We start from the raw sequence: 13246 nt of genomic DNA, 5'->3' as shown, positions 1-13246 counted from the left end.
TCACCTGGTGTGGGCCTCTGTATTCAACGTAGGCCGCCGGTGCGGACCCCGCCCGTCCAGTCGTCACGCACGGTCACGGCGGGGCCAGGTCAGTCCAGGCAGAACTCGTTGCCCTCGGGGTCGGTCATCACGATGTAGCCGGAACTCATCGGGGGCGCGGGCTCGTCGCGGCGTACCCGCTTCGCTCCCAGCGCGACGAGCCGGTCGCACTCGGCCTCCAGGGCCGCCATCCGCTCCTCGCCCCGCAGCCCGGGAGCCGCGCGGACGTCGAGGTGGACGCGGTTCTTGGCGACCTTGTCCTCCGGCACCTGTTGGAAGAGCACGCGCGGGCCGTGCCCGGCCGGGTCCTCGACGGCCGATCTCGAGTTGCGCTGGTCCTCCGGTACGCCGACGCGCGCGAGGAAGTCGTCCCACGCCGCAAGCGCGTCGGCGCCCTCCGGCAGCTCGACACCGGGCGGGCCGGGGATGACGTAGTGCAGAGCGTCGCGCCAGAAGGTCGACAGCGCACGCGGGTCATGGGCGTCGAAGGTGATCTGGATGGTGCGGCTCATCGGGTTGCTCCGTTCCTAGCGGGGTTCTCGGGGTCCTCGGGGTTCTGGGGGTTCTGGGGGTTCGCGGGATTCGTGTGCAGGTAGAGGTCGCGCAGCAAGCAGACCTCGGAAAGATGGTGGATCAGCTCGCGGTGGATGTGCAGCACCAGATCGGCCATGGACGCCTCGGGGAAGGGCTCCTTCTCACCGAGCGGGACCCGGAGCCCGGCGTCGCCGAGACCGCGTACCCCTGTCAGCCAGAGATCGAGCTGAGCGTCGAGCTGGTCGAGTGCGGTGGCCGCGCTGCCTGCGTACTCCCAGCTCTCGTACGACGCCTCCGGAGCGCCGAAGTGCGTGGCGTTGCGGGTGGCGAGCACACCGACGATGACGTGACCGAGTCGCCAGGCGATCGTGGTGAAGGCCGCGGGGACCGGCTGCGGGAAAGCGAAGTCGATGGCGAAATCCCCGGCGCCTGCCTGCACGGGCGCCGTCGAGCTGCCGCGCGGCCGCACGCTCCAGGAGTCCGGCACGGGCGACCAGAAGTACTCGTCGTCGGTGAGGCCGGCGAGCCGGTCTCGGAGCTGGTGGTTCCAATGGACCTCCCACTGCTCGCACAGGGTTCGGTTCCAGTCGAGTTCGTCTGCGTTCATGGAGCCACCGTGACACCCCAGGCGGACAGGATCGGTCCGCTATCTCTGGCAGGGTGTGCGACATGAACGGGGCACGCAAGGACGAACGGGGCACGACGGAGCGAGTGCTCACCCTGCTCGGGCTGCTGCAGCAGCGTCAGGTCTGGACAGGACCCGAGCTCGGCGAGCGGCTCGGGGTCACGCCCCGCACCGTACGGCGGGATGTCGAGCGGCTGCGCACGCTCGGCTATCCGGTGCACGCGGGACAGGGCGTCGGCGGCGGTTACCGACTCGGTGCGGGGCAGGAGCTGCCGCCGCTGCTGCTCGACGATCAGGAGGCGATCGCCACCGCGGTCTCGCTGCTCGCCGGTGCGCGTGGCGCGGTCGCCGGTGCGGGCGACGCCGCTCTCCAGGCGCTGACCAAGCTCGACCAGGTGCTGCCCACCCGGCTGCGGCACGAGGTGCGTGCTCTCTCAGGCTCGGTGGAGTTCTTCGGCGGCGGCCGTACGCCCGTCGACCCCGAGGCGCTCATGACACTGGCCAGAGCCTGCCGCGACGAGGTCGAGGCCGGATTCGACTACCCGTCAGGAGGCGAGGTGCGACGGCGGCGGGTCGAGCCCTACCGCCTGGTCGCATCCGACCGGCGCTGGTACCTCTTCGCCTACGACCTCGATCGCGACGACTGGCGCACCTTCCGCGTCGACCGGATGACCGACACCTCCGCACGGACCTGGCGCTTTCGCCCGCGCGACGCGCCCGACGCGGCGGCGTACGTACAGGAGGGTGTGGCGAGCCGGGTCTACTCGCACCAGGCGCGCTTCCTCGTGCACGCGCCGGCCGAGACGGTGCGCGCGCAGATTCCGGCGGCGGCTGCCGTCGTGCGACCGCGGGGGAGCGAGCGCTGCGAGGTGCTCAGCGGCGGCGAACGCCTCGACGGCGTGCTGCTGCACATGCTGCTGCTGGGGCACGACTTCGAGGTGCTCGACCCTCCGGAGCTGGGGGAGCGCTGTCGCGAACTGGCACAGCGACTGCTGTCGGCCGGAGCGACGAACGCGCCACCACAGCCGCGCAGTTGAACACAACCTCAGTCGTGCGGTTGAACACAACTCTCGTCTCACCCGTATCTAGAGGCGGACATGCCCCGGCTTCGGTCGGCGGTCGAATTCGGCATCCGCACTGGAGGCGACGAGTTGAGGCACAAGCGAATACCCAGGCGAAAGGCCGTTCTTGCAGGGGCTGCGGCGATGGGCATGGTCGCTACGGCCGTCCTGCTGCAGCAGGCCAACGCCTCGCAGTCCGGGACCGAGGACGCTTCAGGGCCCGCCGCCAAGAGGATCAGCGCGGCATCGGCGACGAAGCTGGTCGAGCCGTTGGCCTCGCAGCTCGGCGACGCCTACGGCGGCGCGTTCTACGACGAGGACAAGCAGCAGCTCGTCGTCAACGTCGTGGGCGACGACAACGCGGTGAACGCCCAGGTGCAGAGAGCGGGAGCGGTGGCGCGCAGCGTCGACAACAGCAGTGGTGAACTCGGCGCCGCCGCGCGGACGTTGGCGAGTCGGGCCACCATGGCCGGGACCGCGTGGGCCACGGACCCCAGGACCAATCAGGTCGTGGTCACGGCCGACCGCACGGTCACCGGTCGGCGTTGGGACAAGCTCGAGGCGACCGTCGATTCGCTCGGCCCGGGAATGGCCCGCGTCCAGAAGTCCGCGGGAGAGTTCAAGCCCTTCGCCGCAGGGGGCGACGCCATCTTCGGAGGCGGCGCACGCTGCTCGCTCGGCTTCAACGTGACGACCGAGGACGGGAGTCCAGGATTCCTCACCGCGGGCCACTGCGGGGTGGCCGCCGAGAGTTGGTCGGATACCCAGGGCGGCGCGGCCATCGGCACCGTCCAGGACGCGACGTTCCCCGGGGACGGCGACTTCGCGCTCGTCACGTACGACGACCCGGCCGCCGACGCCCCGAGCGCGGTGAACACGGGCGACGGCCAGACCGTGGAGATCGCGCGGGCCGCCGAAGCGTCGGTCGGGCTCGAGGTGTCCCGCATGGGCAGCACCACCGGGCTCCAGGACGGTGTCGTCACCGGACTCGACGCCACGGTGAACTACGCCGAAGGGACCGTCACCGGGCTCATCCAGACCGATGTCTGTGCCGAACCGGGAGACAGCGGAGGCTCACTGTTCACCGGCGACGGGAGCGCGATCGGCCTCACCTCGGGCGGCAGCGGCGACTGCACCGCGGGCGGTGAGACGTTCTTCCAGCCCGTGACCACCGCGCTCGCGGCGGTCGGCGCCGAGATCGGAGCGGGCGGCAACTGAGGTTCGCGCCGGCCTCGTCCGTCCGGCGGCGGCCGAGGCCGGCGCGGCACATCGCCTGCTCCGGAGTGAGGGAGCGGCCTCCATGCGTGACGATCAAAGGCCGGTTCGATCGGGCTGCGGACCGTGGTGGTGGTGCGGAAGTGAGCAAGCCGGAGAAGGCCGTTCGCCACCCGGTGAGTCCAGAACGTCTGGATCAGAGCCGGAGACGCTCCCGATCCGTGGCTACACGTCCCCCACCCAGCTTCCGTGGAAGCCGAGCGGCACCCGCCCCGGCAGGTGGACGCGGGCCAGCGGGTGGCCGGTGAAGTCCTGTGCCGCGAGGATCACCAGGTCGGTCGCGCCGCGGTCGGGGTCGTGCACGTAGGAGAGGATGTAGCCGTCGTCCTCGTCCCGCGCGCCCCGGCGCGGCACGAACACCGGCTCGCTCGCCGCCGCGCCCTTCGGGAAGCGGACCACCTGCTTGCTGTCGCGCAACATGTCGTGCTTGACAAGGCAGTTGGTGAACTTGTCGTCCGGCAAAACCCCGTCGATCGTCTCGTACGCGCGCCACATCTCGGCCGCGCTCGCCGCGTACCCGAAGCGGTGCCGACGGGAGATCAGGGATTCGTTGACGCGGGGGAATTCCTGCGGCAGATCGTCGATGCGGGTGCTGCGGATCCGGCCGGCGCGCAGGTCGATCGTCCAGCGGTCGAGTGTCGGCGCGCCGTTCGTGGAGGGGCCGCCGTTGCCCCGGCCTGCCGCGTAGAAGGGGGCGGGCATGCTGGTGTACTCCATCACCACCGTGTCGCCCTGGTCGTAGGCGTTGAGCGTGTGCGAGTAGAAGACCGGGTCGATCTCGAACCAGCGGGTGGCGCCGCCTGCTCGCGGCATGACCCCCACGCGCATCGGGTGGTGCTCGTTCCAGGTGTACGGCACCTGCGCACCGGCCTCGGCGGCCGCCGCGTCGATCGTGATCGGGACGTCCACGATCACCACGTACTTCTGCGTGAGGGCGAAGTCGTGCATCATCGGCGCGTCCGTCACCGGGATCTTGTGGGACCGGGCGACCCGCCCGGTCCCGTCGATCATGATGTGCCGCACGTGGTCCCAGGTCGCGTAGTACGCCACCGCGTGCAACTCGTCCGCTGCGGCGTCGTACTTGGTGTGCGCGGTGAACGCACCCCGCAGCGTGGAGCGGAAGTCGTACGGGCGCACGGTGTCGAGTTCGCCGTCCAGCTCGTACGGCAGCGGCCCGCTCTCCTGGAGCGCCAGGATCCGCCCCTTGTACGGGATCACGTGCGTGTTGCACGCGAAGTCGTCCGGCGGTGCCTGGCCGGGATACGTCTCGCCCAGCTTCTTCGCCACCTGCGAGGAACGCACCCAGCGGTTGCGGTACCACTCGGCGCGTCCACCGCGCAGCCGTACCCCGTGCACCATGCCGTCGCCCAGCATCCAGTGGTGTGCCCGCGGGTCCTCGAGGCCCAGCGCGTTCGGTCCCGTGCGCAGGAAACGGCCGTCGAGGTCGCGCGGCACGCGGCCGGTCACCTTCAGGTCGAACGCGGTCAACTCCTCGGTGACCGGTGCGAAAGCGCCCTCCAGGAACGGGAGCGACTTCGCACCGCCGCCCGCCGCCGTCCGTGTTGCCGTTCGGGTTCGGGTCGCTGCCCGCGCTGCCGGAGCGTCCTGTCCGAGCCCGTAGGTCCCGACCACGCTGCCCGCCGCCGCGAGCGCCGCACCTTGGAGAATCCTCCGTCGCGTATGACTGGTCATCCTGTCTTCCCCGTTCGCCTTCGGTGTCCGGCGGTGGACCGCCGGACTGTTCGTCGGTGACGGGGACAAGCCTGCGCCGACGGAAGCCGCGGGTCAGGAGGTCTGGGGCCCGGCCCTGGGGTGGTGCTGATGCCACCCCCGGTGACGCCGGTGTCGTTCGCGCGGGCCGGGTTCAGTCGACCGGCTTGCCGGGCTCGTCGTGCGTGGAGCAGTGGATGCCGCCGCCACCGGAGGCGATGGTGTCGATCCGGACCGGCACGACGTCGCGCTCGGGGAAGTGCTCCCGCAGGATGCTCCGGGCGCGGTTGTCGGCCTTCCGGTCCCCGAACCTGGGCATGAACACGGAGTCGTTGGCGACGTAGAAATTGGCGTACGCCGATACGAAGTCGTCGCCCTCGCCGGTGATCCTGTCCGGGTCCGGCTGCGGCAGATCGACGATCTCGAAGGACCGGCCCCTGGCGTCGGTCGCCTTGCTGAGCACCGCCTTCGCCTGGTCGGCCGCGCGCGACCAGGAGTCGGCGGGCAGACCGGGGAAGGCCTGGTCCAGGAGCACCACACCGGGCGCGGTGAAGCGAACCAGGCTGTCCACGTGCGCGTCGGTGATGTCCTGACCGCGTACGCCCGCCAGCCAGATCACCTTCTTGATGCCCAGGGTCCGCTTGAGCTCGGCCTCGATCTGGTCGCGGCTCTTACCGCGGTTGCGGTTGTCGTTGACGATCGAGCTCTCGGTGATGAGGAGCGTGCCCTCGCCGTCGGTCTCGAAGGACCCGCCCTCGGCGATCAGGGGCGCCTTCCTGCGGGGGATGTCGTACTTCGGGAGGAGGGTGCGGCCCACCCGGGCGTCGTGCGTGTGCTCCTGCTTGTCGCCCCACCCGTTGAAGTTGAAGTCGACACCGACGACGTCGCCGTCCTGCTCCACGAACACCGGCACGGTGTCGCGGGCCCACAGGTCGTCGACGGCCAGCGGGATGACCTCGACGTCGCGCCCACAGGCCTTCTGGGCGGCGGCCCGCTGGTCGGGCCTCGCCATCATCACGACGTCCTCGTACTCCGCGATGGCGCGGGCGACGCGGGCGATGTCCTCGCGTACGTAGGGGAGGACCTCCTCCCACACCGACTCGAGAGCGGGCCACGACATGAAGGTGCGCGCGTGGCTCTCCCACTCGGCGCCCATGCGCAGTCCCTGGGCCACCGTGTCCCGGTCGCCCGCGGTGTTCGCGGCCCGCGCCTGCTCGTCGCCGGTCCCGCACGCCGAGGCTCCGAGTACCGCGGTGCCGATTCCGGCGAGCGCGCGGAGGGCCGAGCGACGGGAGGGGCGCATCGGGAAGACGGAGGAGAGGGACACGGTGACTCCGATCATCGTGATGGGGATCAAGCTACCCATCGGCACGGCGGGACGCTCGACGAGCGCGGCGCGGACGGAGCCGCTCGATACCTCGACTCTGACACGGACTGAAAATTCAGTCAAAGAGGAGCCGAAGAGGAGTCGAAGAGGAGTCAAAGAGAACCCCTTCCAGCGCCGATTTCTGCGGGTCGCCCGAGATCACCGGGCGGGGAAGGGCCCGATAGGGTTCGGATTCATGGCGCCTCGCACTACTCAGATCCTCGAAGCAGCCGCACGGCTCATCGCCCGTCGCGGCGTCCGTGGCCTGCGCGTCGAAGAGCTCGCCGCCGAGGCGGGTGTCTCGACCGGGCTGATCTACTACCACTTCAAGGACCGCACCGGGATCCTGCGTCAGACGCTCGAGTTCATCAACGACCGAGCCGAGCGCTACACCGCCGGCCAGGCGTCGGACGCCGGACCGCTCGCCCCGCGTGAGGAGTTGGAGGAGACCCTCCTCCTGGAACTTCAGGACACCCCGATGGTCAGGGAGAACAGCTCCGCCTGGGGCGAGCTCCGGGCGAGTGCCGTCTTCGACGAGGTGCTGCGGGACGACCTCGCCAGGGCAACCCTGGTATGGGTGCAGGAGGTGGCGGCCCTCCTCGGCCAGGTGCGGCCCACGGCCCCGCCGCCTGCCCTGGCCGCGTCGGGCGAGCGACTCACCGCGCTGCTCGAAGGGCTCAGCACGCGCTGGCTCAGCGGCGGCCTGCGGATCGAGCACGCGCGTGACTTGCTGCGCGGCGCCATCGACGCCGAGCTGGCACTGCTGCAGGGAATGTAGGGCCTACCGGAGACCTGCCAATGACCTAAGACCTACCGAAGGCATGCCCTGCATTCCCTGAACTGAAAAACCAGTCAAGTAAGTGCCTTCCTGAGTCCTGATCCGCTCAGGCGGATCAGGACTCAGGCCATGCTCGTGGCGCCGTCCAAGGACTCACGGATGATGTCGGCGTGGCCGGAGTGCTGAGCGGTCTCGGTCGTGATGTGCATCAGCACCCGGCGAACCGACCACTGCGCACCGGCCTCGAACCACGGGGCCTTCGGCAGAGGCCACGTGGCATCCAAGTCGGGCAGTGTGGCGACGAGTTCGTCGGTCCGACGGGCCGCTTCGGCGTAATCGGCCAACACGCCCGCCAGCGTCTCACCGGGCAGCATCCTGAATTCGTCGGCACGGCGGGCCCGGTCGGCCTCGGTCATGGCCGCGAAGTCGGCCATCGTCGACGGTCCGCCCAGGATGAAGCCCACCCACATCCGCTCGACCTCGGTGACGTGCTTGATCAGGCCGCCGAGACACAGTGCGCTGGCGGTGGTGAGCAGGCCGGCCTGCTCGTCGGTGAGGTCGCGGGTGGTGAAGCGCAGGAAGTGCCGGTGCTTGGCCAGCGTCTCCAGCCACTCGGCACGCTCGCCGGTGACGGCAGGGCCCTTTGCGGGGCCGTCGGGGGTGATGGTCGATTCGTTCGCAGCCATGGTCTCCGCCTTCAAGTGTTCGTGTTCCGCCGGTCAGGGGCCACGCTAGGACTCGTATAGGACAGGAAGTGACCTATATGCACCCGTTGCCTGAGTGGCGTGGCCAGGGTCGTGCCATCGACATCATCGACTTCTCGCAGTCCTACACGAGTGTCGTGGGCGCGATCGCGATCCTGGGTACGGGCGCACCCGGGCGGTCGAAGAACGACCGCTCCGCGAGGGAAGAGTGGAACAAGGACTTCCGGCGCGGGCTGAGCGGGGGGCGGTGTATCGGGGGTTAGCCCTACCTGGACCTGGGCGGTTAGCAGGATCGTCCCGGGGTGCCGCATTCGGAAAAGCTGGGCCAGACAGATGGAGCTGGGTTCCCGACGATTCCGCAGGAGTTGGCTAGTGCGTGAGCAGGTATGGCAGAGGTTCAGTTCTCCCGGGCGGCGGGGTGGCCGACGCGGAGCCGTGTCGGCCGCGGCCGCGACGGCCGGGGTGGTCGCCGCCGTCATGACGGCGGCGACCTTGTCGCCGGCTGTGGCGTCCGCCTCCGCCAGGCCGGACACCGTCCAGGAGGGCCTCGACGCACTGGTGCGCTCCGACGGAGTGCCCGCCGCGCTCGCGGGGGTCAAGGGCGCTGAAGGCCACGCCCGTACCTACACGGCGGGGGTCGGAGACCTGGCCACCGGCTCGAAGGTGCCCAGGGACGGTCAGGTGCGGATCGGCAGCAACACCAAGACGTTCACCGCGGTGCTCGTGCTGCAACTGGTCGGCGAAGGGAAGATCGGCCTCGACGCCAAGGTCGACACCTATCTGCCCGGCCTCGTGCGCGGGGAGGGGATCGACGGGCGCCGCATCACCGTACGTCAGCTCCTGCAGCACACCAGCGGGCTCCCCAACTACGTCAAATACCTCGGCGAGGACGTCCGGCACTACGAACCCCGCGAGCTCCTCGACATCGCTCTCCAGCACAAGGCCGACTTCGAGCCCGGGAAGAAGTGGGCGTACAGCAACACGAACTATGTGCTGGCCGGTCTGATCGTCGAGAAGGTCACCCACCGTCCGCTCGCCAAGGAACTGGAGCGGCGCATCATCAAGCCCATAGGGCTGCGCCACACCTACTTCCCCGCACCCGGTGACGTGACCATCCGGGAGCCCCATCCCAAGGGCTACTACCAGGATTCGGCCGGTGCGCCGCTGCGTGACGGAACGGAACTGGACCCGTCCTGGGGCTGGGCGGCAGGCCAGATGATCTCCACCAACTCCGACCTCAACCGGTTCTTCACCGCACTCCTGGCGGGCAGGCTCCTCCCGGCGGCCCAGCTCGCCGAGATGCGCACGACCGTCCCCGCCGGAGCGCCCTTCGCCTCCGGCGCCCGTTACGGACTCGGGCTCGTGAGCACACCGCTGTCGTGCGGTGGTGTCTACTGGGGCCACGGCGGTAGCACCACGGGATATGAGACCCGGGGCGGCGTCACCGCCGACGGACGTGCCGCCAATGTCGCGGTGACCGTCCAGCCGTCCGACACGGCGACCATGAAGCGTGTGGAACGGGTCGTGGACAAGGCCCTGTGCCGCTGAACCTGTTCGAGAACGTGGTGAGCACCCCTCTCAGGCTTCCGGCCACGGCATGCACCGCAGCCGTGGCCGGAAGCCTGAGAGGGGTGCCGCAGTGTGCCCTCCGGCCCCGCCTGGTGAGGAGCCGAACCGGCGGCGCGGCAGAGGTGGAGGCAGGCGACGTCAGCCGAACCGGCTGTACAGGCCCGCGGCGACCAGGAAGAGCACGATCACGACCGCCAGGATCAGCGTGCCGGTTCCCTGGGAGCGCTCCTGGTCGGCGCGCTTCTCCTCGATGAAGGCCTTCGCGTCGGCCTCCGTGCGCGTGCGGACCCACTGGCCGTTCTGTCCCAAGTTGGGGAACAACGTGCACCTCCTGTGTCAACTCTCGTGCGCCTGACCACATTTCACACGAGTAAACCTCTCCGGCAACGACTACCCCTCAGGAGTGGTGCGCACCCTGGAGGCAACCTCCGTGGGTGCCGCCTCGCCGTGTCGCGCCAGCGTGCGCTCCCGAACGCATCGGGGTAATTTGTCCACGTTTGTAATGATGTATGACTTCTGCCCTGCGCCCTGTAGGTCAGCAGAGGAGCCCTACAGGTGAGTAAGGGGAAAGCCGGGCGATGGCCAAGACCTTGAACATCCCGCTCGTCGCAATGGAGCGCCGCGGCCCGACACCGGCCCCGCGCATCCCGCGGCGTGCCGGAAGCCAGATCTGGCCGGCCGTCGTGGCAGGGGTCTTCACGTTGACCCAACTGGCCCTGGTGCGGCCCGGAATGGGACTCGGCTGGGACGAGGCGGTGTACGTCAGTCAGGTCAGCGGCCACGCTCCGGCGGCGTTCTTCAGCGCACCCCGTTCCCGCGGGATCTCCCTGCTGGTCGCGCCGGTCGCCTCATGGTCGTCGTCCACCTCACTCCTGCGGGTCTACCTCGCCGTGCTGTCAGGCCTCGGGCTCTTCCTGGCGCTGCGCGTCTGGCGCGGTCTCTTCCCCGTACGGGTGGTCGCCCTGGGGGGTGCCCTCTTCGCGACGCTCTGGGTGACCGTCTTCTACGGCCCGGAGGTCATGCCCAACTACTGGGTCGCGATCGGCGCCCTGGCGGGCGTCGGATGCTTCCTGCGTGCCCAGGTGGACCGCCGTGACAGGGCCGCGCTCTGGGGCATGGGCGCCGGCGCGGCGCTGATGGCGTGGATGCGGCCCATCGACGCCGTCTGGGTGAGCCTCCCGCTGCTCGCCTCGCTGGTCTGTGTACGCCGATGGCGTCGGCCGCGGTTGCTTGCGGCGCTGCTCGCGGGGCTGGGGGCGGGGGCGGTCGGTTGGATCGGTGAGGCGTACGTCGGTTTCGGCGGCCTGGGTGCCCGCCTCGCCGATGCCTCGCGGATCCAGGGCGGCCTCGGCTGGAACATCGCCGTCCTCGATCAGCTGCGCAGCCTGCGCGGCCAGACCCTGTGCCGTCCGTGCACCTCTTCGGTTCCGGCCCCGGAGCTGATCGCGTGGTGGTTCGCCCTGCCCCTGCTCGCCGCGCTCGGTCTCGTTGTCGCGGTCAGGGCCCGGCGCACCGCGGGCACGCTGCTGCCGCTGGCCTGTGCCGCGACGGCGAGCATCCCGTACCTGTTCATGATCGGATACGCGGCGCCGCGCTTCCTGCTGCCGTTCTACGCGCTGCTCGCCATCCCGGTCGCCGATGCCCTCGTCCACCTGGTCACCGCCTCGCGCCAAGCATGGAGGCCGGTGGTCGTGACACTGGTGGCACTCGCCGCCGCCGGGCATCTGGCGGTGCAGTACGCGATCCTCGAGGATGTCGTGGACCGCTCCGCCGCCGCCCGCAAGGACTGGGCCCGCACGGCGTCCGAGCTGCATCGCCTCGGCGTGCGGCCGCCTTGCGTGCTGACCGGCTACGAGGCGCTCCCGATCGCCTTCTACGCCGGGTGCTCCTCCGCCCAGACGCAGGGGCACAACGCCAGCACCACCCGTGCAGCCCTGCTGCGGACCGCGCGGCGGACGCCGACGGCCACGCTCGCCACGGCGGAGGACGGGCCGCCGGGGTACGCGCGCGGCTGGCCGTCCCATCGGTTCGGTGACCTGCGCATCCATGTGGGTCCCGCGGCAGCGGCAGGAATCCGGAGGTGACCTTTAGATGACCTCTCCCTTGGGCACCCGGTTTCTGTGGGGAACGCGTGCACCGTTTTACGGCATATGAACGGTTTGCGCATCGTGATGCCGGGTACCCCGGGATGGGGCCGGAACGCGATGTTCCACCGTGTCCCGCGCACCTACGGCGGGACAGAAGCTGCCCATACGTGTGTTTTGCGGCCGAGGTGAACGGAGAGCAGTCCCCGACGTACCGCTCTCCACCCGCGAAACCAGCAGTACCCCGCGGAATCAGCAGTACCCCGCGAAACCAGCAACACAAGGAGTCACCGTGACCGCAGTACCTTCCATCACCCTCAACAACGCAGTGGAGATCCCCCAGCTCGGCTTCGGCACCTTCCAGATCGAGCCGGAGGAGACCCGGGAGACGACGCTGGCCGCGCTGGAGGCCGGCTACCGGCACATCGACACGGCTCAGATGTACGGCAACGAGAAGGAGGTCGGCCAGGCGGTCCGCGACTCCGGCCTCGACCGCGCCGACGTCTTCGTGACCAGCAAGCTCAACAACGGCGCCCATGAGCACGACGACGCTCTCAAGGCGTTCGACGGCACCATGGAGGAGCTGGGGCTCGACTACCTGGACCTCTTCCTCATCCACTGGCCGCTGCCCGGCAAGGGTGACTTCGTGGAGACCTGGAAGGCCCTCGAGGAGATCTACCGCTCCGGCCGCGCCAAGGCCATCGGAGTCTCCAACTTCCAGCCCAACCACCTGCGCCGCCTGATGCAGAACAGCGACGTGGTGCCCGCCGTCAACCAGATCGAGGTGCACCCCTACCTCACCCAGGACGACGTCAGGGCCTTCGGCGCCGAGCACGACATCGCCACAGAGGCCTGGTCGCCCATCGCGCAGGGCAAGGTGCTCGACGACCCCACCATCAACCGCATCGCGCAGCGCGAGGGCAAGTCGGCCGCCCAGGTGACCCTGCGCTGGCACATCCAGCGTGGGGACATCGTCTTCCCCAAGTCGGTGACCCAGAAGCGCATCGAGCAGAACTTCGACATCTTCGACTTCGAGCTCAGCGAGGGCGACATCGGTGAGATCTCCGCACTGAACCGCGACGAGCGGACCGGCCCCCACCCGGACACCTTCAACGGCTGAGGGCCGTCCGCCTCATTCCGGAGGAACAGGTCAGCTCACCCGAACAGGGCTGGTGCCCGACTCGATCACGGTGAGGACGGCCACCACCCGATGGAGGCGCCTGCGCGCCCGGGCGGCATCGGCCGAGGACACCACCACCTCGGCGGTGGCCCGGGCGGGGGCGCGGACCGCATAGGTCAGCTCCCGCACCGGCACCGGGCGCAGGGCGGAGACGATCCGGCCGAGTGCCTCGCGGCTGTCGTGAAGCGTCACCGTCAGCGTGGTGAGGGCGGGGGACTCATCAGGAGTCATCGCGGGTGCTTCCTTGTCTTTGCACGGATGGCGAAAGCAAAAAGACCCCTCGCGGAATGCGAGAGGTCTGCGTGCGGGCGGTGAGCCGCC

The 13246-nt window shown here is 69.7% G+C and carries 14 protein-coding genes; 7 read left to right on the top strand and 7 right to left on the bottom strand.

Features of this window, described 5'->3' with window-relative positions; all coding sequences use genetic code 11:
* Positions 1 to 89 precede the first annotated feature (89 nt).
* Both ACZ5CR_RS15240 and ACZ5CR_RS15235 read right to left on the bottom strand, forming a co-directional pair.
* Positions 90 to 551, bottom strand: coding sequence for a VOC family protein (locus ACZ5CR_RS15240; RefSeq protein WP_468857541.1), 462 nt, complete (start codon positions 549 to 551; stop codon positions 90 to 92).
* Entirely contained in the window at positions 548 to 1180 is a 633-nt protein-coding gene (locus tag ACZ5CR_RS15235) for a DinB family protein (protein ID WP_468857539.1), read from the bottom strand. The genes ACZ5CR_RS15240 and ACZ5CR_RS15235 overlap by 4 nt, the downstream gene beginning before the upstream one ends.
* Positions 1181 to 1242: 62 nt before the next feature.
* Between ACZ5CR_RS15235 and ACZ5CR_RS15230 the strand changes: the two genes are divergently transcribed.
* The gene (locus ACZ5CR_RS15230) at positions 1243 to 2235 is read left to right on the top strand and encodes a helix-turn-helix transcriptional regulator (protein ID WP_468857537.1); all 993 of its coding nucleotides are present in this window, start codon (positions 1243 to 1245) and stop codon (positions 2233 to 2235) included.
* Between the two features lie 168 nt (positions 2236 to 2403).
* Positions 2404 to 3477 carry a S1 family peptidase gene (locus ACZ5CR_RS15225; protein ID WP_468857536.1) on the top strand — a complete coding sequence of 358 codons (1074 nt, stop codon included), beginning with the start codon at positions 2404 to 2406 and terminating at the stop codon, positions 3475 to 3477.
* Positions 3478 to 3699: 222 nt separating this feature from the next.
* Here ACZ5CR_RS15225 and ACZ5CR_RS15220 read toward each other — a convergent pair whose 3' ends face one another.
* Entirely contained in the window at positions 3700 to 5226 is a 1527-nt protein-coding gene (locus ACZ5CR_RS15220; RefSeq protein ID WP_468857535.1) for a carotenoid oxygenase family protein, read from the bottom strand.
* Positions 5227 to 5398: 172 nt separating this feature from the next.
* Positions 5399 to 6547, bottom strand: a complete 1149-nt coding sequence (locus ACZ5CR_RS15215) for an agmatine deiminase family protein (protein ID WP_468857800.1) — start codon at positions 6545 to 6547, stop codon at positions 5399 to 5401.
* 259 nt (positions 6548 to 6806) lie between these two features.
* Between ACZ5CR_RS15215 and ACZ5CR_RS15210 the strand changes: the two genes are divergently transcribed.
* Positions 6807 to 7388, top strand: a complete 582-nt coding sequence (locus tag ACZ5CR_RS15210; protein ID WP_468857533.1) for a TetR/AcrR family transcriptional regulator — start codon at positions 6807 to 6809, stop codon at positions 7386 to 7388.
* Between the two features lie 122 nt (positions 7389 to 7510).
* Here ACZ5CR_RS15210 and ACZ5CR_RS15205 read toward each other — a convergent pair whose 3' ends face one another.
* Complete coding sequence (locus ACZ5CR_RS15205) at positions 7511 to 8074, bottom strand: DinB family protein (RefSeq protein WP_468857532.1); 564 nt, start codon at positions 8072 to 8074, stop codon at positions 7511 to 7513.
* A 77-nt stretch (positions 8075 to 8151) separates the two neighbouring features.
* On the opposite strand from ACZ5CR_RS15205, the gene ACZ5CR_RS15200 reads away from it, so the two are divergent.
* Both ACZ5CR_RS15200 and ACZ5CR_RS15195 read left to right on the top strand, forming a co-directional pair.
* Entirely contained in the window at positions 8152 to 8355 is a 204-nt protein-coding gene (locus tag ACZ5CR_RS15200) for a hypothetical protein (protein WP_468857531.1), read from the top strand.
* Positions 8356 to 8569: 214 nt separating this feature from the next.
* On the top strand, positions 8570 to 9640 hold the full coding sequence (locus tag ACZ5CR_RS15195; protein ID WP_468857799.1) for a serine hydrolase domain-containing protein: 1071 nt from the start codon (positions 8570 to 8572) through the stop codon (positions 9638 to 9640).
* 159 nt (positions 9641 to 9799) lie between these two features.
* On the opposite strand, the gene ACZ5CR_RS15190 is transcribed toward ACZ5CR_RS15195, so the two are convergent.
* On the bottom strand, positions 9800 to 9982 hold the full coding sequence (locus ACZ5CR_RS15190) for a hypothetical protein (protein ID WP_468857530.1): 183 nt from the start codon (positions 9980 to 9982) through the stop codon (positions 9800 to 9802).
* 257 nt (positions 9983 to 10239) lie between these two features.
* Here ACZ5CR_RS15190 and ACZ5CR_RS15185 point away from each other — a divergent pair, with 257 nt between their 5' ends.
* Positions 10240 to 11745: a hypothetical protein gene (locus ACZ5CR_RS15185; RefSeq protein WP_468857529.1), complete on the top strand. Its 1506-nt coding sequence runs from the start codon at positions 10240 to 10242 to the stop codon at positions 11743 to 11745.
* Positions 11746 to 12037: 292 nt separating this feature from the next.
* A complete protein-coding gene (locus tag ACZ5CR_RS15180; protein ID WP_468857527.1) occupies positions 12038 to 12865 on the top strand; it encodes an aldo/keto reductase in 828 nt (275 codons plus the stop codon).
* A gap of 30 nt (positions 12866 to 12895) precedes the next feature.
* On the opposite strand, the gene ACZ5CR_RS15175 is transcribed toward ACZ5CR_RS15180, so the two are convergent.
* Complete coding sequence (locus tag ACZ5CR_RS15175; RefSeq protein ID WP_468857525.1) at positions 12896 to 13156, bottom strand: hypothetical protein; 261 nt, start codon at positions 13154 to 13156, stop codon at positions 12896 to 12898.
* Positions 13157 to 13246: the final 90 nt, after the last annotated feature.

It is taken from the genome of Streptomyces sp. NPDC031274 (assembly GCF_055570235.1).
The sequence above is the reverse complement of the archived record's forward strand: the minus strand, read 5'-3'. Positions and strand labels throughout refer to the sequence as shown.

Bases quoted from the DNA above. Each gene is read 5' to 3' on its own strand.
- ACZ5CR_RS15235 (WP_468857539.1), bottom strand. From the start codon at position 1,180: ATGAACGCAGACGAACTCGACTGGAACCGAACCCTGTGCGAGCAGTGG.
- ACZ5CR_RS15210 (WP_468857533.1), top strand. From the start codon at position 6,807: ATGGCGCCTCGCACTACTCAGATCCTCGAAGCAGCCGCACGGCTCATC.
- ACZ5CR_RS15230 (WP_468857537.1), top strand. From the start codon at position 1,243: ATGAACGGGGCACGCAAGGACGAACGGGGCACGACGGAGCGAGTGCTC.
- ACZ5CR_RS15185 (WP_468857529.1), top strand. From the start codon at position 10,240: ATGGCCAAGACCTTGAACATCCCGCTCGTCGCAATGGAGCGCCGCGGC.
- ACZ5CR_RS15175 (WP_468857525.1), bottom strand. From the start codon at position 13,156: ATGACTCCTGATGAGTCCCCCGCCCTCACCACGCTGACGGTGACGCTT.
- ACZ5CR_RS15205 (WP_468857532.1), bottom strand. From the start codon at position 8,074: ATGGCTGCGAACGAATCGACCATCACCCCCGACGGCCCCGCAAAGGGC.
- ACZ5CR_RS15240 (WP_468857541.1), bottom strand. From the start codon at position 551: ATGAGCCGCACCATCCAGATCACCTTCGACGCCCATGACCCGCGTGCG.
- ACZ5CR_RS15215 (WP_468857800.1), bottom strand. From the start codon at position 6,547: ATGCGCCCCTCCCGTCGCTCGGCCCTCCGCGCGCTCGCCGGAATCGGC.
- ACZ5CR_RS15200 (WP_468857531.1), top strand. From the start codon at position 8,152: ATGCACCCGTTGCCTGAGTGGCGTGGCCAGGGTCGTGCCATCGACATC.
- ACZ5CR_RS15225 (WP_468857536.1), top strand. From the start codon at position 2,404: ATGGGCATGGTCGCTACGGCCGTCCTGCTGCAGCAGGCCAACGCCTCG.
- ACZ5CR_RS15220 (WP_468857535.1), bottom strand. From the start codon at position 5,226: ATGACCAGTCATACGCGACGGAGGATTCTCCAAGGTGCGGCGCTCGCG.
- ACZ5CR_RS15195 (WP_468857799.1), top strand. From the start codon at position 8,570: ATGACGGCGGCGACCTTGTCGCCGGCTGTGGCGTCCGCCTCCGCCAGG.